This window comes from Vibrio amylolyticus (assembly GCF_023145695.1).
In the GTDB taxonomy this organism is placed as follows: domain Bacteria; phylum Pseudomonadota; class Gammaproteobacteria; order Enterobacterales; family Vibrionaceae; genus Vibrio; species Vibrio amylolyticus.
Window position 1 is genome coordinate 164,955 of sequence record NZ_JAJHVV010000007.1, and the last position, 19,421, is coordinate 184,375.

At 45.2% G+C, this 19,421-nt stretch carries 16 protein-coding genes; 7 read left to right on the forward strand and 9 right to left on the reverse strand.

The features are described from left to right. Positions 1-14: 14 nt before the first annotated feature. The 4 genes from KP803_RS12590 to KP803_RS12605 all read right to left on the reverse strand — a co-directional run bounded on the left by KP803_RS12590 (position 15) and on the right by KP803_RS12605 (position 4,977). The gene (locus KP803_RS12590) at positions 15-1,100 is read right to left on the reverse strand and encodes a DUF1513 domain-containing protein (protein WP_248009186.1); all 1,086 of its coding nucleotides are present in this window, start codon (positions 1,098-1,100) and stop codon (positions 15-17) included. Further along, positions 1,081-2,187: an imelysin family protein gene (locus tag KP803_RS12595; RefSeq protein ID WP_248009187.1), complete on the reverse strand. Its 1,107-nt coding sequence runs from the start codon at positions 2,185-2,187 to the stop codon at positions 1,081-1,083. The genes KP803_RS12590 and KP803_RS12595 overlap by 20 nt, the downstream gene beginning before the upstream one ends. A gap of 9 nt (positions 2,188-2,196) precedes the next feature. Beyond that, complete coding sequence (locus KP803_RS12600; protein ID WP_248009188.1) at positions 2,197-3,585, reverse strand: di-heme oxidoreductase family protein; 1,389 nt, start codon at positions 3,583-3,585, stop codon at positions 2,197-2,199. Between the two features lie 129 nt (positions 3,586-3,714). Then, positions 3,715-4,977 carry an imelysin family protein gene (locus KP803_RS12605; protein WP_248009189.1) on the reverse strand — a complete coding sequence of 421 codons (1,263 nt, stop codon included), beginning with the start codon at positions 4,975-4,977 and terminating at the stop codon, positions 3,715-3,717. Between the two features lie 336 nt (positions 4,978-5,313). Between KP803_RS12605 and KP803_RS12610 the strand changes: the two genes are divergently transcribed. After that, entirely contained in the window at positions 5,314-7,221 is a 1,908-nt protein-coding gene (locus tag KP803_RS12610; protein WP_248009190.1) for a methyl-accepting chemotaxis protein, read from the forward strand. After that, positions 7,221-8,225: an urea transporter gene (locus KP803_RS12615; RefSeq protein WP_248009191.1), complete on the forward strand. Its 1,005-nt coding sequence runs from the start codon at positions 7,221-7,223 to the stop codon at positions 8,223-8,225. The genes KP803_RS12610 and KP803_RS12615 overlap by 1 nt, the downstream gene beginning before the upstream one ends. Here the strand turns inward: KP803_RS12615 and soxR are convergent. Continuing rightward, positions 8,189-8,626 (reverse strand): redox-sensitive transcriptional activator SoxR, encoded by a 438-nt coding sequence (soxR, locus tag KP803_RS12620; RefSeq protein WP_248009192.1) that lies wholly within the window; start codon positions 8,624-8,626, stop codon positions 8,189-8,191. The two genes, KP803_RS12615 and soxR, sit on opposite strands and share 37 nt — an antisense overlap. Positions 8,627-8,736: 110 nt before the next feature. Here soxR and KP803_RS12625 point away from each other — a divergent pair, with 110 nt between their 5' ends. Continuing rightward, on the forward strand, positions 8,737-9,939 hold the full coding sequence (locus tag KP803_RS12625) for an MFS transporter (protein ID WP_248009193.1): 1,203 nt from the start codon (positions 8,737-8,739) through the stop codon (positions 9,937-9,939). A gap of 13 nt (positions 9,940-9,952) precedes the next feature. On the opposite strand, the gene KP803_RS12630 is transcribed toward KP803_RS12625, so the two are convergent. After that, positions 9,953-11,314, reverse strand: a complete 1,362-nt coding sequence (locus KP803_RS12630) for an MATE family efflux transporter (protein ID WP_248009194.1) — start codon at positions 11,312-11,314, stop codon at positions 9,953-9,955. A gap of 105 nt (positions 11,315-11,419) precedes the next feature. On the opposite strand from KP803_RS12630, the gene KP803_RS12635 reads away from it, so the two are divergent. The 3 genes from KP803_RS12635 (at position 11,420) to KP803_RS12645 (ending at position 15,118) form a co-directional block, all read left to right on the forward strand. Continuing rightward, the gene (locus KP803_RS12635) at positions 11,420-12,376 is read left to right on the forward strand and encodes a LysR family transcriptional regulator (RefSeq protein ID WP_248009195.1); all 957 of its coding nucleotides are present in this window, start codon (positions 11,420-11,422) and stop codon (positions 12,374-12,376) included. A gap of 159 nt (positions 12,377-12,535) precedes the next feature. Continuing rightward, the gene (locus KP803_RS12640) at positions 12,536-13,075 is read left to right on the forward strand and encodes a phosphatase PAP2 family protein (RefSeq protein ID WP_427916953.1); all 540 of its coding nucleotides are present in this window, start codon (positions 12,536-12,538) and stop codon (positions 13,073-13,075) included. A 738-nt stretch (positions 13,076-13,813) separates the two neighbouring features. After that, a complete protein-coding gene (locus KP803_RS12645) occupies positions 13,814-15,118 on the forward strand; it encodes a dicarboxylate/amino acid:cation symporter (RefSeq protein ID WP_248009196.1) in 1,305 nt (434 codons plus the stop codon). A gap of 137 nt (positions 15,119-15,255) precedes the next feature. Here the strand turns inward: KP803_RS12645 and KP803_RS12650 are convergent, their stop codons facing one another. The 3 genes from KP803_RS12650 to KP803_RS12660 are packed head-to-tail and all read right to left on the reverse strand — an operon-like array spanning position 15,256 to position 17,624. Continuing rightward, positions 15,256-16,380, reverse strand: a complete 1,125-nt coding sequence (locus tag KP803_RS12650) for a M20 family metallopeptidase (protein ID WP_248009197.1) — start codon at positions 16,378-16,380, stop codon at positions 15,256-15,258. Between the two features lie 9 nt (positions 16,381-16,389). Beyond that, the gene (locus KP803_RS12655; protein WP_248009198.1) at positions 16,390-16,857 is read right to left on the reverse strand and encodes a YjiG family protein; all 468 of its coding nucleotides are present in this window, start codon (positions 16,855-16,857) and stop codon (positions 16,390-16,392) included. Then, the gene (locus KP803_RS12660) at positions 16,857-17,624 is read right to left on the reverse strand and encodes a nucleoside recognition domain-containing protein (protein WP_248009199.1); all 768 of its coding nucleotides are present in this window, start codon (positions 17,622-17,624) and stop codon (positions 16,857-16,859) included. Before KP803_RS12660 ends, KP803_RS12655 begins: the two co-directional genes overlap by 1 nt. 311 nt (positions 17,625-17,935) lie before the next feature. On the opposite strand from KP803_RS12660, the gene nhaD reads away from it, so the two are divergent. Beyond that, positions 17,936-19,375 (forward strand): sodium:proton antiporter NhaD, encoded by a 1,440-nt coding sequence (nhaD, locus tag KP803_RS12665; protein WP_248009200.1) that lies wholly within the window; start codon positions 17,936-17,938, stop codon positions 19,373-19,375. The last annotated feature ends 46 nt before the right edge of the window (positions 19,376-19,421 follow it).

The following is a 19,421-nucleotide window of genomic DNA, read 5'->3' on the forward strand; positions in this document are numbered from 1 at the left end:
TCAACCTACCCAAGCTAAATTCGAGACCAGTGATTGTCCCATTGAACACCAGAACGAGCCCTATGGCTTTGAAGCTGGGAGGACTTTGTCACCACATTACCCGCGCCAGAGCTAACATAAAATGTATCCTGATGCGCTACAACACCCGAAGCATCAGGAAGTGATTCAAGTTCAACTAACTGCCGCGTCTCTTTCGACCAGATTCCATAGCAGTTCCCTCTTGGCGACGTAGCCAAAATCCAATGATTCGTTGCAGCAATGCTCGCAATGTAATGATTAAACCTCGCCCATTGTTCTGGTTCAGCAAGAAGCGATTGCATTTCTCCGCCTGACGTATGCATAGCCAACAAAGAAGGAGACTCATCAGGGTCACCTCGATACTGCTGGCCACACAGCAGCGTTTTATCACCATCATGAGCAAGATGACGAATGCTCAGGTGCTGGTCTTCAAGGCCAACCTGCTCAATCAACTCTCCATTCGCGTTTAGATAACTCAAGCTTGGCTGCATTGTAGCAAGATTCATTGGAATTCGACCATCGGTGTGCACGCCACCAACACCAATTGCTAACGAGCCGTCGGGCATTGCAGTCACTTCATGCGGCCCTAATCCAAACCCAGTAAATTCCGCCACTTTCTGATAGCCCGCTTTCACATCATAAACACCAATGATCCCAGCACTAGTTCGGCTATCACCTTCCGTTGCGAACAACCACTGACCATCATTGGAATAAACGCCATGCCCGTAATAATGACGGCCTTGCTTAGCAACTGAGTGACTGATCACCTCGCCCGTCATGTAATCAAACACCACAAAGTAAGTGCCTGGCCTTCTGGAAAAAGCAACACCATGGTGTAAAGCGCTATTGATCGCTATACCATGCCCTCGCGAAGGCAATGGAATATCACGTATTGGGTTACCACTGCTATCTGCAACAACCGCCGAGAATCGGTCACGCCCTTTAATAGAGCAGCCGATTAAGCTTGGTTCGTTCGCTTTTGATGTCGAAGCGCAGCCAAATGGAAGCAGAGGCGTTGCTGCGCCAAACAACGCCGCTTTCAGTAGCGAACGACGCGCTTTATCAGTCACCATCGGTTGCATTAAACCCTATAACGATACCCAGTTCGATCGCGACTTCTTCACGAATCAAATAATTCAGATGCTCTAACTTGTTGTACTGAGCATACGCGGTTTTTGTGCCCTCTTTGGTTTTTAGCAGATCAAACAAACTTTGCTCTGTGGGCCAAGTCTCAAGCATAAGCTCAAACTGCTTGGTGATGCTGTCGGCCAACTGATGCTTCCCACTCTCTCTTAATATTTGATCTAATCCATCAGCATTTTCGCTAGTAGGCTGACCCGATCCTTGAGCAAAATAGAGAGACTGCATTGCAGCGATATTCGCTTTTAGATTCTGCATCGAGGTTTCTGAGCGCCATGATTCTGAAAAATAAGGTCTCGGCTTACCAAAATTGGCGAGTGGTCGGCTCATTTTCTTCATGCTGTATTCCAGCTGATTAGAGAGCAGAGAGATATACTCCGAGCGCCAATGCTTCTCATCTAATTCATTCCATGGGTTCTCTTGCCAAGACGTACTAATGATATTGGCGTTATTAGCCAGGTTTTGAGTTATGGCGTACCCCGTATGACAGACTGACTCAGAGCCCTTAAGGGGGGATGCAGAGTCGTACAGCAACCACTCAATAGAACCTAGCCCCTGAACGGTCACGCTTTGTTGCGAAACCTCTTGCGGCGACCATGACTGTGATTGCGACGTCATTGCCGCCATTTTTCGGCCTGTCGTATTTTTCTTGTCTGGCCAAAACTGAATATTCCAACTCTGCTCTAATGCCTTCTCTGGCCCGCGCTCTTGACCTTGCAAGGCCATCCAGGCCAGCATCGTTTGGTGCCACTGATTTTTAATCGCATCTTCAGACGATTGGTTATCACAATACACACCAAAGGCTTTACTCAGTTGGTCTGCTTGTTGGGCAAAGTTCTTTGCCGCTAGGTACTCCACCTCATAAACGCTTTGGCTCATGTGATTGCTATGCTCATAGCCGTTTGTATGTGAGTAACCGTTAGTTTGAGCCTGATTAGCTTGAGCGTGACTGCCCTCTTGTGTCGACGACTGACAACCCACTAAGGCCAACATCACTGCAGATGTCGCTACCACATTAACTGTTTTCATCGTTTATCCTTACAGTGAGTTTAAGTACGTAATCAGGGCTTCTCGCTCGCTTTCACTAAAAGCGAGTACATTTTGTTTAGCATTTTCCGCTTCACCACCATGCCAAAGCACCGCTTCCATCAGGTTTCTTGCTCGTCCATCATGTAAGAAATTGGTGTGTCCATTTACTTCTTCGGTATAGCCAATCCCCCATAAAGGAGCAGTACGCCACTCTTGACCATCTGCTAAATACTCAGGACGATTATCCGCCAGACCTTCGCCCATATCGTGAAGCAATAAATCGGTGTATGGGTGGATAATTTGCTCAGACAGCGCAGGAAGGTCTTCTCGCTTCGCTGTTTTAACATTAGTACGGTGACAGCTTTCACAACCTGCACTTTGGAACAGTGCCTGACCCAGTTTCACTTGCGGATCCTGGGTGTTACGACGAATTGGAACGGCTAGATGCTGAGAGTAGAACTCAACAAAGTCCAAAATGTTATCACTCACTTCAGGGTCGCCACCATTCGGTAAGTCATCACACAAGGTTTGCACTGAGGTACAGTTTTCATTCGGGAATAAACGGCTAGTAAGGCCTACATCACCATTAAAGGCGGCGGCATTTTGCTGCATTAGGTTTGGCTGTCCGGCTTTCCAACCGAAACGACCAATCGAGAATCCATTTTTTTCGACATCCCACACCTTATTGGTTTTACCTAACACACCATCATCAGTCGCAGCGTTCTCTTTAACCCACAGCTCAAGCGTTGCGTCAGGAATACTCTCTAGCAAGCCAAGACCAATCATAGGTGGCGCAATACGTGCTGAGAATTGCGTATCTGGGTGCATCTCACCGTAGCCTAAATCCACGATTTCTAAATCTGGTTTTCTCAGTACAACGGTTGTGCCATCGGTAAAGGTGACTGGAACATCGGTATAGCGGATCTTAATTTGCCCTTCTGGCGTCTGATCTTGAAGCGCGAAATCTTGCAGTTGGCCACCATAAGTGGGCTCAGGTATCACGCCATCTTTTATATAGGCTTTCTTCTGCTCATCGGTCATTGCAGGAATACTTAAGCGAACCAACATGGATACCGCGTGTTGATCGTTCTCTTCTGGTGGATGGCCACGACCATCTTTGATGTGGCAGTTCTGACAACCGTTAGTGTTGAATAGTGGCCCTAAACCATCACGCGCATCGGTTGATGCAGGCGCTTGTACCCAAGGATTACGGAAGAAGCTATTGCCTACGCTAAAATCCAATCGGTTCAGCATAGGTAAGTTATTAGCAGGCATCGAGTAGGCATTGGGCCCCTCTTTTTTAACCGAAGTGTCGCCGCCAGATTTAATGTCATAAGCTAAAGACGAGGCGCTAAATAGAATAAAAGGGAGAAGGATTAGTTTGGTATACAACATCATATCAAAGGCTCTCAAAGCTAATTTAACTAAAAACAAAGAACTCTAAATAAGAAATATTCTCATTAATAGTAGGGTTATATAAACCACAAAAAGGGCTCATTACGAGCCCTTTAAAAATGATGATTTAAATTAAAATTCGTGATCAGCAGTATCAGGTGAAAGGTTGGTAATACCGACAACCTTCGCTGCACGTTCAATCGCTTCTGTTTGTAGTACAAGTGCCATGATCGTTTCATTGACCAGAGCATTACCTTGAGTGTTATTCGATGCAATTAGCTGATCAAAGGCTTGACCATGCTTCTCTGCCGACGTCACCAATTGGCCAACCTGTGAGCGAGTCACATCAAACTGCTTTTGAATCTCTTTCGCTGCTTGTTTGTCTTGCTGGGCAACAAGATCATGGATGCTTGGGCCAGAAAGTAGCGTACCGTCTTCACGCTTGTACAGACCGGTATAAACGTTGTAGATACCTTGCTCATTATAGTAATGAGAGTTATGAGTATTATCTGAGAAGCAGTCATGCTCATCTTCTGTTGAATTCGCTTCTAGCGCTACCTTCATACGCTCACCCGCTAGCTCACCAAGAGAAAGTGAACCCATTCCAAATAGCATTTTACGCAGTCCGTTTTCAGCAGAGCCATTCACTAGCTCTTCACGGTAGTTACCTTTTTCATCGGCAGACCACTGCTTTTCCATCCACTCTAGATCTTGAATTAGAAGATCAGCAGCAGCACGTAAGTATTCACCACGACGGTCACAGTTACCGTTTGTACAGCCTTCACCGACAACGAAATCGGTATAAGGACGTTCACCCGCACCCGCATTAGTACCATTTAAATCTTGTCCCCATAATAGGAATTCAATCGCGTGGTAACCGGACGCTACGTTCGCTTCAGAGCCACCCACTTCATTAAGGTCAGCAATCGCTTCTGGCGTTAGCTGTTCTACATCTAAGGTAGTTGCACCGATCTTAAGCTTTTTGTTTGCTACGATGTTTGCCGCCGCACCTTCGTTACCAAGCTCATACTGGTAATCCGCCGAAACATAATCGATCAAACCTTCATCAAGCGGCCATGCATTAAGCTGCCCTTCCCAATCATCAACCACTGCGTTACCAAAACGGTACACCTCAGATTGTTGGTAAGGAACTCGAGACGCAAGCCAAGCTTGCTGTACTTCAAAAAGAGACGCCTTAGAAGGGGATGCCAAAAACGACTCTATCGATTGATCAAGTGCCTTTGCCGTAATTAATGCATCCGCATAAACAGCATGGGCAACATCAGCATAATGCTCAACAACTTGTTCTTGCGTTACTTTTGCTGCAAATGTTGACGTACTAGCCAGCACGAGAGAGGCGGTAATAGAGTGACCTAAAAGAGATCGTAATTTCATCGAAAGCATCCTTGTTGAGCTTAATTAACTTAATACAATTGATAGCGCTAATTATTCTCATTTGCACTATTGATTGCAATAATACAAACTTACAATTTATTTTCAATAACAATCATGAATTTAATTGACAGTTAATTCTTTTCTTACCTCCACTTTCCTATTCTTAAGACTCGACAGAGTGCAGAAACCTAACGTTGCACAAAGATTCAACAAAAAACGTGTCATTGAACACACAACAAAATTGACCAGGCAGTCAGGTTTTAACATAATATTCACAAAACGCTCAGTAGGCTACACTACTAGAATTAAACGGATGCCATGAGTAGGAGAACTCGTATGAAATTAACAATTCGCGCCAAAGCCATCATCACAACGGTCATTGCCGCTTTGATGATCATCGGTGTAATGGGGACGTATTCCGTCAATGCCAGCTGGAGCATCTTATTAAATAAGACCTTTGAGCGTGAACTCCCCGCAGTTCTTGGTGAAGTCAGCAACGACCTACAAGCGCAGCTCGATGTCCCTGTCATCGCCTCACAAGTATTGGCCACAGCGCCGATTTTCACCGAATACTCTACGTCGACTTCTCAAGCAGAAATCAACAAATTACTCGCGGCAGTAAAACAAGAATTCAATGCCATCACCTCGTATTTTGTCTCTGGTGAAACGGGAACGTATTACATTGCTGAGGGTGTCCTTAAAACACTCGATAAAGGCGATAGCGGTGATCAATGGTTCTACCGTTTTATTGAATCCAATAAAGCTTTTGAACTCTCATTCGATACAGATAGTTCAACGGGAATTCCAACCATGTTTGTGAACTACGCCGTAGTCAATAACGGCAAACGTATTGGTGTGGCAGGTGTAGGGCTAACACTAGACAGTGTCACCAAACTTATTAGCCAATATCGCATTGGTGAAAATGGCTTTGTTTTCCTTGTTGATCAGAGTGGCGAAATAAAAGTTCATCCTGACAAGTCTAAGATTGGCCAAACACTACAGGGGGTTGGTATTGAAAACGGGAATGATCTACTCAACCCAACAGAACCCGTTGTCAAAGAAGCGTTCTTAAATGGTGAAGCTCAGGTCATCGGTTCAAAAGCCCTAGAAACGATAGGTTGGACGCTGATTACGCTCGAGCCAAGAAACGATGTTCTGGTTGAATTAAAAGCCTTTAGCCAAACCATGATCTGGATGGCGTTACTGATTGCGGCGATTTATATTCCTATTGCTGCGTGGTCAACCAACAAACTTCTCGCTCCTTTTGCCCACGTTGCTCAGCTGCTAGAGGATATTGGTAAAGGGGGTGGCGATTTAACTAAGCGACTAGACGACTCTCGACATGATGAAGTCGGGCAAATTGCCAAAGGCTACAATCAATTTGTTCAATACTTAACAGAACTGCTACGTGATGTCTCTAACACGGGGCAAGAGATTTCTAATTCCGTACAAAGTGTCGATCAGATGGCCCATTCAATGGAAGAAGAAATCAAACAGCAAACTAGTCAAATAGAGCAAGTCGCAACAGCCATTCATGAACTTGGTGCAAGCTCCTCTGAAGTAGCCGCCAGCGCAGATGGTGCCGCCACCAGTGCAACGTCGGCAATGGAATCCATCGACATTGGTTTGCAGGCCGTTTCTGTCACCTCTGAAAGTGTCAATGACATGAACACCCAGCTTAGCGAAACCACCAACGTGGTTAATGAGCTTGCTCAAGATGCCAGTTCGATTGATACCGTGCTTGATGTGATTAGCGGCGTATCAGAGCAAACCAACTTACTGGCTTTAAACGCAGCAATTGAAGCGGCTCGAGCAGGCGAACAAGGTAGAGGGTTTGCCGTAGTTGCTGATGAAGTACGAACACTCGCCTCGCGAAGCCAAGAGTCAACAGAAGAGATCCGAGCGATTATTGAAAAACTACAAAAGCGCACGGAAGCGGTCGTTTCGGCTATCTCTACCAGTGCCGACCTCGCCGGACAGTGTCAGACAGAAGCATCAAAATCGGAACAACAACTTACGTCTATCTCTTCCGATGTGAGCGAAATGAATAACATCAATATGCAAATCGCAACGGCGACCAGTGAGCAATCAAATGTGGTGAGTGAAATATCACCTCACGTAACCAATATCTCTGAAATCGCACGACAAAATGACGCTAGCGTCGAACGAACGACGGAGGAGTGTGAGGCGTTACAACAAAAAGCTCAGCATTTGGAAACCTTAGTCAGTAAGTTTAAGTTCTAATGTCCAAACTCTATCATGAGATCGTAATGCCAACACTCAAAGGCGTTGGCCAAATCGCCCTTATCAACAGTGCGCTAACGGGCGCACTGTTTCTTATTGCATTATTGATTCATGACAGCTTAGAAATAAGTAAAAGTGGATGGGCACTTTCTAATGGTGGATACACTCTTGCAACCTTGCTGGGAGCACTCTCGTCATTAGCTATAGCTCGCCTACTTAAAGCGAATAACACCACTATCGAGAAAGGGGTCTATGGCTACAACGGCGCACTGGTAGGGCTTGCCTGCGCCACCTTTTTCGAACCAAGCGGATCACTCAAGTTCGTCATTATTGCTGGTGCGAGTTGCACGTCAATTTTGATGTATTGCTGGCGCTGGAAGACTCCAGCGTTTACCTTCCCCTTCTTAATAACTATCGCCGCGATTTTTCTACTCAATCAATGGCTCAACTTACCACTCACTCCAACAATATTGGCGAGTGTTGAATCCAATGAAGTCGCCAACAATCCATATATTTCAGCCTATCCGTTCCTGCTTTCTGCGCTTAATGGCGTCGGCCAAGTTCTATTCCAGCAAGGGCTTTTATTTAGTGTGATTGTCATCACTGGCCTCTACCTCCACTCCACCAAAGTAGGAACGTGGGCTATCGTCGGATCCAGCATGGGCCTTTTATTTGGCGGATTCGTTGGGTGGTTAGAGGTCAACGTCTTAACGCTAAGCGCGTCGAGTAGCAGTGCTCTGCTACAAGGACTATTCGGTTTCAATGGTGCGTTGATTGCTCTTGCACTGTGCCAGTTTAAAGGGTACTCAAACACCATGATACTTATTGGAACGGTGGTCGCTAGTGCCCTTACCTGGTTAGGTTATCTACTCGGTTTGACACTACTTACCTTTCCGTTTGTCGTAACCGCTTGGGCTATGATCATAAGCAAAACAGCCATTAGGCTTACCCGTTTTAAGCGCCAGAATCACTCTATGACATCGGTTAAAAAGTTAGCCCCTTGATGGGTTTTCGCATTTTCATCTTGTGGATTACGTAAATTACAGCTATCGAGTGACAAACAGCCACATCCGATACATCCATCCAAATCTTGTTGTAGCGCTTTAAGAGTATGAATGCGGTGCTCTAACATCTCATGCCACGAGCTGGCTAATGTCGCCCACTGTTTTTTACTCGGCGCTTGATGCTTTGGTAACGAGCCTAATGCTGCAGAAATCTCTTCCAACGTTAGGCCAACTTGTTGCGCTGCTTTGATCACCGCAACTCTGCGCAACACACTTCGGTGATATCGCCGTTGATTCCCTTGATTTCGCCAGCTCGTAATTAATCCTTTTCGCTCATAAAAATGCAAAGCGGAACTACTCACACCTGAACGTTTAACGACTTCCCCAATACTGATATCCATATCGCACCTCTATTTTTTGTTCCGTCCACTTAGTAAAGAAAAGGCTTTACCTGAATCTAGGTTGAGGTTTTACAGTATCACTAAATGGAATTGCTTACATGGAGAAGGCGATGAAAAACAAAACAGCCCCCTATTTAACTGGACGATTTTTCGATGGTATCTCATCAGGTCTTTTTATGATGGCATTGCCTTGGGTGATTCTTCAGACACCTAACATGGGTACGTTCGTCGCCCTAGTCGCGTTAGCTTGTACAGTAACGTCGTTCATATTGACCCCATTTTTTTCGACCTCTATTGACCGAAATTCACGTAAGTCTCTACTGATACTGAACCAATGGATTCAATCACTCACCGCAGCGGGTGTTGCTATCGCTTATTGGTTAGATATAGGTAATCACTGGCTACTTGCTGCCTCTCAACTGATATTTTGGGTATCAAGTAACTTTGCATGGGCGACCAACAGCGCCTTTACTCAAGAAAACTACAGCAAGAATGAATACACATCTATTTCAGGCCTTCAAGAGGTGGTTTTACAAACGACGACATTAGGTGCGGGGGCTCTGGGTATTGTATTGCTTCAGACATGGGGAATGCTTGAGTTCGCCCTATTTGCTTCAATAGCCTCGGCCATTGCGGCTGTTTGTTATCTCTTCACGCCTTACCAACGAAACCGCTTACAACAGCCAAAATCACCGTTTGCTAAGCAGCTAATAGAGAGTATTGGGATCTATCGTCTCGCTCCTCGGTTCTACCTTTTCTTGCTGTTGTCGACGTTGTCGTACCCGATTGTGACATTCCTAGGGAAACTGGTTCCTATTTGGTTCGCCGAAAATGGAGTAGCAGGGAACTGGCTTGCAGCCTATAACGTTAGCTTCGGTGCTGGGGCGTTACTCACAGGGTTTCTAATTAGCCGCATTTTAGATACGTTCACGCACCGAACTGCGATGCAATTTTCAATGTTAGGATTAGTGGTCATGCTATTCGGAATGGGGATGTCACTCGAGCCAATCTACCTATTGGTCTTTACCTTTGGCTTTGGATTTATCAATGCAACGAATCGAATCGCTCGAACGAACCTGATGCACTTAACCGTTCAAATCAATCAGCGAGGTCGTGTCGATGGTGGCATGGCTATGTTTGCGACCATGATGCAAAGCCTAAGCTATGTACTGATTGCGCTGTTGAGTCATTTTCAGTTAACGGAGCTTGGCTTTCTGATTGCTGCCTTAGTCGTCCTGATTGCCAGCGTTATCATGCTAACAATCAGTACGTCTGATCTGAAATCTGAAAATGATTTGGTCGCGACTAACTAGTGACAGCTATTGGCTAGCTAACGCGGGCGAGATCACCATGTTCAGTAAGTGTTTGGTTTTTACCTTGATGTCTATTTAGTGCATGAAGCAGTTGAACCAGTAGAAGGACACCAGTGACGCCAAGGCCAATACCAATGCCTGCCCATATTCCGCCAAGTTCGAAACGGTTCATTAACCACCAAGCAGAAGGTAAACCAAATAACCAGTACCCTATCAAGGTAACAAAGGTTGGTGCGATAACGATTTTCATGCCTCTCAAAAGGTTTATCGCAAGCAGCTGCCACGCATCAACAATAAACCCAAGCGCAACCACCCAGATGACCCCAGATAACATCGTAACCAAATGTGGGTCATCAATACCAAAGAACTGCGCGACCAACTCTGGTTTCAAGATAAATCCAGCGGCCAAAATAACGCTGATGATCGTCACCAACACAAAACTGTTCCATGACGTCTTTTTCATTTCCTGATGATTGTCAGCGCCAAAGTCTCGGCCGATTAATATTGCCGCCGCTTGAGATAAACCGAAATTGATGTTCCACGTTAAGCTCAAGCATTGAAGTAAAATCTGATGCAGCGCTAATGCCGCGATACTAATGGTGCCCGCCATCAAAGTTCCGCCATAGATGAGCCCGTGTTCTAATAAAGCCGCTACAGCAATTGGGAGCCCCATTGCCAATAGAGGCTTTGTTAATGACAGCGAGTATTCGTCAACATTTAGCCAAGGAGCAAATGGTGCAAACTCTTCACGCTTGAATACCCAAATACCGTAGCCAATCGCCACCAACATAGCAGAAAGTGCAGTGCCTGCGCCTAACCCCATTAACTCAAGTCCTAAGGGGAACGCTAGAACATAGCTGATAGGTATATTGATGATGACCGTTATCACCGACATGATCATCACCGAGCGAACATGCCCTAGAGCACTGGTTAAACCGCGCAGTACTAGCAATATCAATGAGGGAAAAATAGCCCACTTCAAAGCATCGACATAAACCATCGCTAATGTCACCACATCTTGAGGCTGATTCGCTTTGATTAAGGCCATCGGCGCAAAGTGAAACAGTGCTAACAAGAGCACAGACATAATAGCCGATAACAGCACCGCGCCTTTAATGGCATAACGAATCTGTTGATTACCGTATTCCGGACGCGCAACACGTTGGCCGTAGGCGATAGCAATTAGATTAGCAACACAGCCCACAGTGCTACTCGCAATGATAAAGATAAAAAAGTAAACCGACGCGCCTAGCCCACCCGCAGCAATCGCGGTAACGCTAATACGCGACATCATCCACACATCCGTAAGAACCAATGCCATAGCAATCAGCTGCGATATGATTAATGGGAATGCGAGTGATAATATCTTTTTCATTGCGACCTCTATTATTTTTGGCCACTTTAAGAGGAAGTTGGGTAGCGTTCAAATGATATATAGGTCACACTGGCATTCTTAAAACTCATGCAAAGAGGGTTAATCATGACGCCTTATTCAAATCTTCCACACTCTCACAATGCACTAAGAGCGTTCGAGGCCGTCGCAAGACTCGCCAGCTTTACACTTGCCGCTGAAGAATTGTACGTCACCCAAAGCGCAGTCAGCCGCCAAGTAAAGCTTTTGGAAGATGAATTAGGCACCGAATTAGTGATTCGCCACCATCGAGCCATTGAGTTAACCGAAAAAGGCCTACAGCTTTCTCACGCTTTGCAAAAAAATTATCAGTCACTACAGGCCGTGTTGGAATCTTGGCAAGCACCAAAACGAGAAAAAATAGTTATAAAAGCCGCATTAACCTATGCCACACGCTGTCTTATTCCCAAAATACACCAGCTCAGTGAACGTTATCCCGAACATGATGTGGTGGTTATCCCATCGTTAGAAGAAGAAGCGAGCTTAAACGATGGGGACTACGATTTACTGATCTTTAGCTCTCGCCAAAAAGACGGTTATCAATCTCTCAGAGATGTCTCCTTTTTACGCGATGAATACATGGCTCCGGTGTGCCGAACCAGTAGCACGGTCGAAAACCAAGAACTCTCATCACTGCTTACCATGCGTAGATTGCACTCAACGCTCGAGCACGATGATTGGAACGATTGGCTAGCTTCTCACCCCATCTCTTCGTCTATTGAAGTGAGAAATACCACCTTCTTTACTCTCGACCTTGCACTCAGTGCATGTTTGTCGGGGCAAGGTGCGACCGTTACCGACTTAGTTCTGATCCTGCCAGAGCTGCAACAACAGTTCCTTTATTGCCCAACAGGAACCAAAATAAAGCCCGGCGCATGGCAATATTATTGCCATAAACGCACCCAATCTCCGATCATTTCAGATATTGTTGAATGGATTTCAGAGCTCGCTCAGCAAGATATTGCGGCTCTTAATACACTGGCCAGCGACAACCACTGGGTGGATGGTGTGGATGGTCAGCAATAACCGATGAATCTGGTCTTACAGAAGGAGCAGTCCTGTCACAACCCTTACATGGCACTGTCTTTTAGTACGAGCTACTCAGATACCCTAACCCGTGATATAAATGCACCCGATAATTCGCTGCGTTATTGCATTAACCGTTACAAATACATGGTACTAAAAATGAACCTTAAGACTGCTTGTCTTTCTCTCCCTCTTTTAACTATCTCTACTTTCACACACGCAATGAGTTCCGACTCTTGGAGTACGCTTAGTGATATTGGGGCTTATGGTCTTGTCGGAGTGGCATTGGCGGTTCCTGCGTATAAAGAAGATTGGCAAGGCTTTCAACAAGCAGGATTAAGCATTGCTACGGGTGCAGCTGTCGCGTTTGTCGGCAAGGTAAGCATCGACTCAGAACGCCCCGATGGAAGTAACAACCATAGTTTTCCCTCTGGCCATACTACCAATGCGTTTTCGTCAGCAACAACACTCTATTTACGTTATGGGTGGGAGGCAGGCTTACCCGCTTATACAATGGCAACCTTGGTTGGGGTTGGACGAGTTGAAGCCGATCGTCATTATTGGAAAGACGTGCTAGCTGGCGCAGCTATAGGTGTCGCCTCGGCTTGGGTATTTACCGATGCATTCGATGAGAATGTTCAACTGGTACCTTGGATTGAAAATGATAGCTATGGTGTCTCTATGCGATACCGATGGTAATGACGCACATAATAAGAGGGAAGTCCGTGGCTTCTCTCTTATAACGATCAGAGATCTCCCTAGAAAAAATCCTCTCTTCCTATCCCTTTACTGCTCAACGTCAATCTAGATAATAAATAAAGTTCTCCTGCTCTTCCTAAAACTCGATAAATCATGGTTTTCCAACGCTAATGCCCCTCAATATGCTTTTTTCTGTAGGGTAATTAATCATCGTGTAATCGAATACATACCACCGAAAAATGAAAATACATTAAAATATCAAATACTAAGAGGTCGTTTAATTAACAATGTAAATCCAATCGCTGTTCACCAGGTTGAAGATGTTTCTCTTTGTGTTTAAAAAACAACCTCAATTTCTACTCAGCTCTTTAGCCTCGGGCGCTCCGCTATGATTTAAGTGAAAATTCACCTCGGAATTTCCGATTCTTACCCCTTCGAAAAATCTTGATTTGGAGGCATTATTTTCAACTATTGTCATATAAATTTAAGCGACCAAAATGTTACACACCCACAACTTTTGGTGTTACCAAGGTAACTAAGGTTAACTCATGGATAAATATAGTCATTACAACTGAAAGATATTGGTAAAATTTCGTTAAAACACTACAAAAATGCGTGACTGCAGTCACATCGTTCAATCTGACTGGTCTTTTTGCTTTTTTATTTTTAAGAATGACTGATAACCTCCTGCTCGCTTCAAAACGAACTTGAAGTACATAAAAATAAGGAGTGTTCTCAATGAATACAAAAAAACCAATGTCGCTAACAGGTCGAATTATATTCGGCATGATCGCGGGTATTTTGACAGGGTTCGCCGTTCGATTCCTGTTTGGTGATGAAGGCTTTGTTCACACATATATCGTGAATGGCCTATTTGAAGTGGGTGGCAAAATCTTTATAGCCAGCCTACAGATGCTTGTTGTTCCACTCGTTTTTGTTTCCCTCGTTTGCGGAACAAGCTCGCTGAAAGATCTTTCTACTTTAGGCCGTATGGGTGGTAAAACCCTCGCGTTCTATATTGTCACCACTGCTGTCGCTATCACATTAGCGCTGACAATGGGTACATTGTTCCAACCTGGTGCAGGTGCAGACTTAACCGCCGCAGCTTCTTTCCAGTCAGCTGAAGCCCCATCGCTTGGGCAAGTTATCATTAATATGTTCCCAACCAATCCTATCAATGCGATGGCGGAAGGTAAGACACTTCAAATTATTGTATTCGCGATCCTATTCGGTATTGCTATTAGCACGGCAGGTAAATCAGGTGAGCGCATTGCTAGCCTGTTCGTTGACCTAAACGCCGTCATCATGAAGCTTGTGGCACTACTGATGCACATTGCTCCATTCGGCGTGTTCTTCCTAATGGCGAAGCTATTCACAGGTTTAGGTTTAGGCGCTATTTGGAGCCTAGCAGGGTACTTTGCTGTACTTGCTGGTACATTACTGCTTCATGGCTTAGTAACGTACAGCGTGCTACTGAAAGGTTTCACGGGCCTAAGCCCAGTTACCTTCTTGAAGAAGATGGAAGATGCGATCATGTTTGCCTTCTCCACTGCTTCTTCAAATGCAACCATGCCAGTAACAATGGAAACCGCTAAAAACCGTTTAGGTGTCGATAACAAAGTTGCCTCTTTCACTATCCCACTCGGTGCGACAGTGAACATGGATGGTACGGCAATCATGCAAGGTGTCGCCACAGCGTTTATCGCACAAGCATTCGGCATTGACCTTACAATGGGTGACTACCTTGCCGTTATTCTAACGGCAACGTTAGCGTCTATCGGTACGGCAGGTGTTCCTGGTGTAGGCTTAATCATGCTAGCGATGGTTCTTAACCAAGTTGGTCTACCGCTAGAAGGTATTGCTCTGATTATGGGTGTTGACCGTCTACTGGATATGATTCGTACTGCCGTTAACATTACAGGCGACAGTGCAGTAACTATGATTGTTGCAAAATCTGAGGGTGCGCTAGACGAATCAGTCTTTAACGATCCAAAGGCTGGTGAAAAGGAAGAAGAAGTTCACTTAGAGAAAGTGAACGCCTAACCTCGGTCATAGTGACAAAAAAACAAAAATAAACACAACATTATAATGAAGCCCTAATCGTACTTTCTATTCAATATATGAAAGCCTGATTAGGGCTTTTCTTTGTGTTTCGTATTGGAGAACAACTCAAATCATGTCTACTTAGCAAGCTTATCTAGCACTCGCATCAATAAACGAATGCGAGGTTCAATTGATCCAAGTAGCAGATACTCTTCATCGCTATGGAAACCCGCGCCTATAGGGCCTAAGCCATCAAGTGTTGGGATACCTAAGATAGCGGTATTGTTGGCATCAGAGCCACCCCCCACTTCTTTCCAGTTGATGTCGATCTTAAGCTCATAGGCACTTTGCTCAACAAGGTTCATTAATGCTTGTGTCGCTTCACTTGGAATCATCGACGGCTTATACGCTTCACGCTCAAGCTCAATTTTAATGCCGTCTAAATACGGTTTATGGCTCATGCCCGTTAATTGGCTATCAATGGCATCATATTCATCATTATTCCAGAATCGAACATCAACGATGGCGTCCGAGTAGTCTGGGACAATATTAGCGCCTGAGCCTCCTGAAATGACCCCAACATTCAAAGTGGTGCCCGATTCGAAGCTGGTCATTTGATTGATCGCTAAGATCCACTGCGCTAGCTCAGTTATCGCACTGCATCCATTTTGAGGCTCATTACCCGCATGAGCCGCTTTACCATGAAATGCCAACTTATAACGAGCCATGCCTTTACGCGCTTTCACTAAGCCGCCATCGGCTCTTGCCGCCTCCGCCACCAGTACATGCTTCGCGTTTTTCGCAGTCGCTTGCAGCCAATCAACGGAATACAGCGAGCCGGTCTCTTCATCTGGGTTCATGCAAACACAAACAGAGAGCGTCTCTAACACTTTCGGATCGAGGTGACGAAGCGCATAAGCGACATTAAGGAGGCCAGATTTCATATCAGAGACACCAGGCCCATAAGCACAATGAGCATCGACACTCATTGGCCGTTCTGATGCTGTCCCCACAGGAAAAACGGTGTCCATATGACCGATTAGCATCACATCAATGTGCTCGACATCGGGTTTATTTCGGACCTCAAGGCCAACACCTGCAACGCCACAATCAATACGCTTTACATCCCAACCCGGCATATCGAGGTATTTCTTCTCAAACTGAGCAGCAATCGACTCAATACCGTCGAGCGTGTAGGTACCGCAATCCACATTAACCAGAGGTATTAACTCTTCTAAGTAGTGTTTCAATGAAAAGTCCATTATTTCTCCTTACAGAATGAGGTTCATAACAAGCATTGCACCAAAAGCGTTGAGTACAGATATTGCAATCATCACCGGAATGTATCGACCTTCCGTTCCTATAGGCCCCATAATACGCCCCATGTATTGAACTTGTGAACCCATCAAATAGATCGCAGGGGCCAAAATCGCAATATGTACACCATTGAGAATACCTTGATCAAACAGCGTAATAACAACCCCGACAGCACCGCCCATCGACATCCATGCACCAATAAGAACAGCTGCCGCTTCTCCTGGTAGGCCAAATACCGCCATAATTGGAGAGAATAGCGTTCCCATCAACTCAAGAGCACCCGTAATTTGCAGCGCTTTAATGATCACAAAGGCCATCAATACGTTAGGAACGGTTGATGTCGTTGCGATGACCCAACCCTTTTTCGCTCCTTCAACAAAAATGTCAGTCACCATCGGTTTTTTTGCTTTTACTTCGCTCATTATGCTTTCTCCTCGGTCAACTCAGGTTGCTCACTTGTCGCTTTGCCTTCTTTTGGCTCACCTTTCTTTGGTGAATCACCCTCTTTGCCTTCGGTAATATTGAGATAAATACGGAACAGATTTGCGCCAATAATTTTGAACGCAAACATAACAACAACCGCCAAACCAATCGAAGACGTTACAGCAAGAGAGCCGTCAGCCATGGTTAGTGTGAAAAGTACCGCGCCAGAGGAAAAGAAATTGACGATGGTTGCGCCAGCGGTGAACTGGAACATAGTGAAAACATCGGTTTCACGCTTGGTTAAATGACCTTCATCTTTTAGCTGACGAGTCATCGCCGCGCCTGCATCTGTACTTTGTAGCGACGCAATTAGCGCTAGACCTGAGTTACCTGGAATACCCATCAAAGGGCGAAGTAGAGGAGTTAATAATTTACGAGCCGCTTCCAGCGCACCGTAATGTTCAAGAACATTGATCATCCCAAGAGCGAACATAACCGTTGGGATTAACGTCAGAGCAAAAATGAAACCATCTCTCGCGCCACTGCCCCCTTGACCACGCAAGGTCGTAGTTGCAACTTGCACACCATCTGCGGTTTCAGTGACCGCACCAGCCATACTACCAAATGCACCATTAAGCGTTGTAAAATCTAAAACGCCATACCACTCACTCGATTGAAATAAGCCTGAAAAGAACACCACAGCGAACGCAAGAGCAACGTAACACCCCCACGTAACCTTACGATCTGACACAACGGAACTGGACATATAACTACCTCTGCATATCAAACAAGACAGCTATAATATTGCCTAAAAACGCACCTATTTTGATGATCCAAATCAACTAGGCCTTTTAACTTAAATAAAAACCCAACCCGAGATCATATTTTATATAAATAGTTAAAATGCAGGTTAAATGACCGATTATTTACACATTGTCGGGATATTAATTCACACATTAACTTAGAGTTAAAAAACACAAACTGGATGCAATTCAAACAGATCCGATATGCCTCACAGTGAATGTAAACAAATATCGATACACTGGAACAAATCATCATTTCAAGGAGTGAATATGTATGAATAAGCAGTGGTTATTTCTCGGTGCGCTACTCACCTTTTTTGCATCCCCATCTTTCGCATCAGTCAATAGTGAACAATATCTATCTTTAACGCAGTCAACCGTGGGCTTTGCTGCTCTTGCCCTTTTTACAGCGGCCTATGTGTTGGTCATGCTCGAAGAGTACCTTCAGTTAAGAAAATCTAAACCTGTCCTTCTTGCTGCTGGCCTTATTTGGGCCATGATCGGTTACGTTTACCAGCAAAACGGCATGATTGAAGTTGCTAAGGCAGCTCTAGAGCACAACTTACTTGAGTATGCAGAGTTGCTGCTATTCTTACTGGTTGCGATGACCTACATAAGCGCTATGGAAGAGCGACGACTCTTCGATGCGCTTCAGGCTTGGATGGTTGGTAAAGGATTCGACTTTAAAGCACTATTCTGGATAACGGGTGTGTTAGCATTTTTTATCTCACCAATTGCAGACAACCTAACAACCGCACTTCTTATGTGTGCTGTCGTTCTGAAAGTCGGCGGTGATAATACAAAATTCGTTAACCTTGCCTGTATCAACATAGTTATCGCCGCTAATGCGGGTGGTGCTTTCAGCCCATTTGGTGACATTACAACACTAATGGTATGGCAAGCAGGCCATGTAACCTTCTCGGAGTTCATGCCGTTATTTTTGCCGTCGGTCATTAACTACATTGTACCCGCTGTCATCATGTCGTTTTTTATCCCTGCGACTAAACCCAATGTGGAACACAAACACGTTGAACTAAAACGCGGCGCAAGACGCATTGTCGGCTTATTTATTCTCACAATCGCCACAGCGGTTGCTTTCCACGCGGTACTGCACTTCCCACCAGTTATTGGCATGATGATGGGGCTAGCTTATCTTCAATTCTTTGGCTTCTTCTTACGTAGAACGCTACACACATCACTAACGAAAAAAGCGGCAATGGCGATAGCGAATGGCGATGATCACGCGCTAAAAAGCCTTGGCTCTGTGGTTCCATTTGATGTATTTCGACGAGTATCGCATGCCGAATGGGACACTTTGCTGTTCTTCTACGGCGTTGTAATGTGTGTGGGCGGATTGAGCTTGATTGGTTACTTAGGTCTTGCTTCAGATATCATGTACTCGCAATGGGATCCTATTTGGGCCAACGTGATGGTCGGTATTTTATCTGCGATTGTCGATAACATTCCGGTTATGTTTGCCGTACTGACGATGGAGCCAGTTATGTCCATGGGGAACTGGTTACTCGTGACATTAGCGGCAGGCGTTGGAGGAAGTTTGTTATCAATAGGTTCTGCAGCTGGAGTCGCGCTAATGGGCGCAGCGCACGGTAAATACACATTCTTTGGCCATCTAAAATGGATGCCAGTGATCATGCTCGGTTATATTGCGAGTATTGCAGCCCACCTAATGATGAATGGGCACCTCTTTACTTAGGTCGAATTTACTTAAGACGATAAAGCGATTGAACGCCACGCACTAG

Bases quoted from the DNA above. Each gene is read 5' to 3' on its own strand.
- KP803_RS12590 (WP_248009186.1), bottom strand. From the start codon at position 1,100: ATGCAACCGATGGTGACTGATAAAGCGCGTCGTTCGCTACTGAAAGCG.
- KP803_RS12595 (WP_248009187.1), bottom strand. From the start codon at position 2,187: ATGAAAACAGTTAATGTGGTAGCGACATCTGCAGTGATGTTGGCCTTA.
- KP803_RS12600 (WP_248009188.1), bottom strand. From the start codon at position 3,585: ATGATGTTGTATACCAAACTAATCCTTCTCCCTTTTATTCTATTTAGC.
- KP803_RS12605 (WP_248009189.1), bottom strand. From the start codon at position 4,977: ATGAAATTACGATCTCTTTTAGGTCACTCTATTACCGCCTCTCTCGTG.
- KP803_RS12610 (WP_248009190.1), top strand. From the start codon at position 5,314: ATGAAATTAACAATTCGCGCCAAAGCCATCATCACAACGGTCATTGCC.
- KP803_RS12615 (WP_248009191.1), top strand. From the start codon at position 7,221: ATGTCCAAACTCTATCATGAGATCGTAATGCCAACACTCAAAGGCGTT.
- soxR (WP_248009192.1), bottom strand. From the start codon at position 8,626: ATGGATATCAGTATTGGGGAAGTCGTTAAACGTTCAGGTGTGAGTAGT.
- KP803_RS12625 (WP_248009193.1), top strand. From the start codon at position 8,737: ATGAAAAACAAAACAGCCCCCTATTTAACTGGACGATTTTTCGATGGT.
- KP803_RS12630 (WP_248009194.1), bottom strand. From the start codon at position 11,314: ATGAAAAAGATATTATCACTCGCATTCCCATTAATCATATCGCAGCTG.
- KP803_RS12635 (WP_248009195.1), top strand. From the start codon at position 11,420: ATGACGCCTTATTCAAATCTTCCACACTCTCACAATGCACTAAGAGCG.
- KP803_RS12640 (WP_427916953.1), top strand. From the start codon at position 12,536: ATGAACCTTAAGACTGCTTGTCTTTCTCTCCCTCTTTTAACTATCTCT.
- KP803_RS12645 (WP_248009196.1), top strand. From the start codon at position 13,814: ATGAATACAAAAAAACCAATGTCGCTAACAGGTCGAATTATATTCGGC.
- KP803_RS12650 (WP_248009197.1), bottom strand. From the start codon at position 16,380: ATGGACTTTTCATTGAAACACTACTTAGAAGAGTTAATACCTCTGGTT.
- KP803_RS12655 (WP_248009198.1), bottom strand. From the start codon at position 16,857: ATGAGCGAAGTAAAAGCAAAAAAACCGATGGTGACTGACATTTTTGTT.
- KP803_RS12660 (WP_248009199.1), bottom strand. From the start codon at position 17,624: ATGTCCAGTTCCGTTGTGTCAGATCGTAAGGTTACGTGGGGGTGTTAC.
- nhaD (WP_248009200.1), top strand. From the start codon at position 17,936: ATGAATAAGCAGTGGTTATTTCTCGGTGCGCTACTCACCTTTTTTGCA.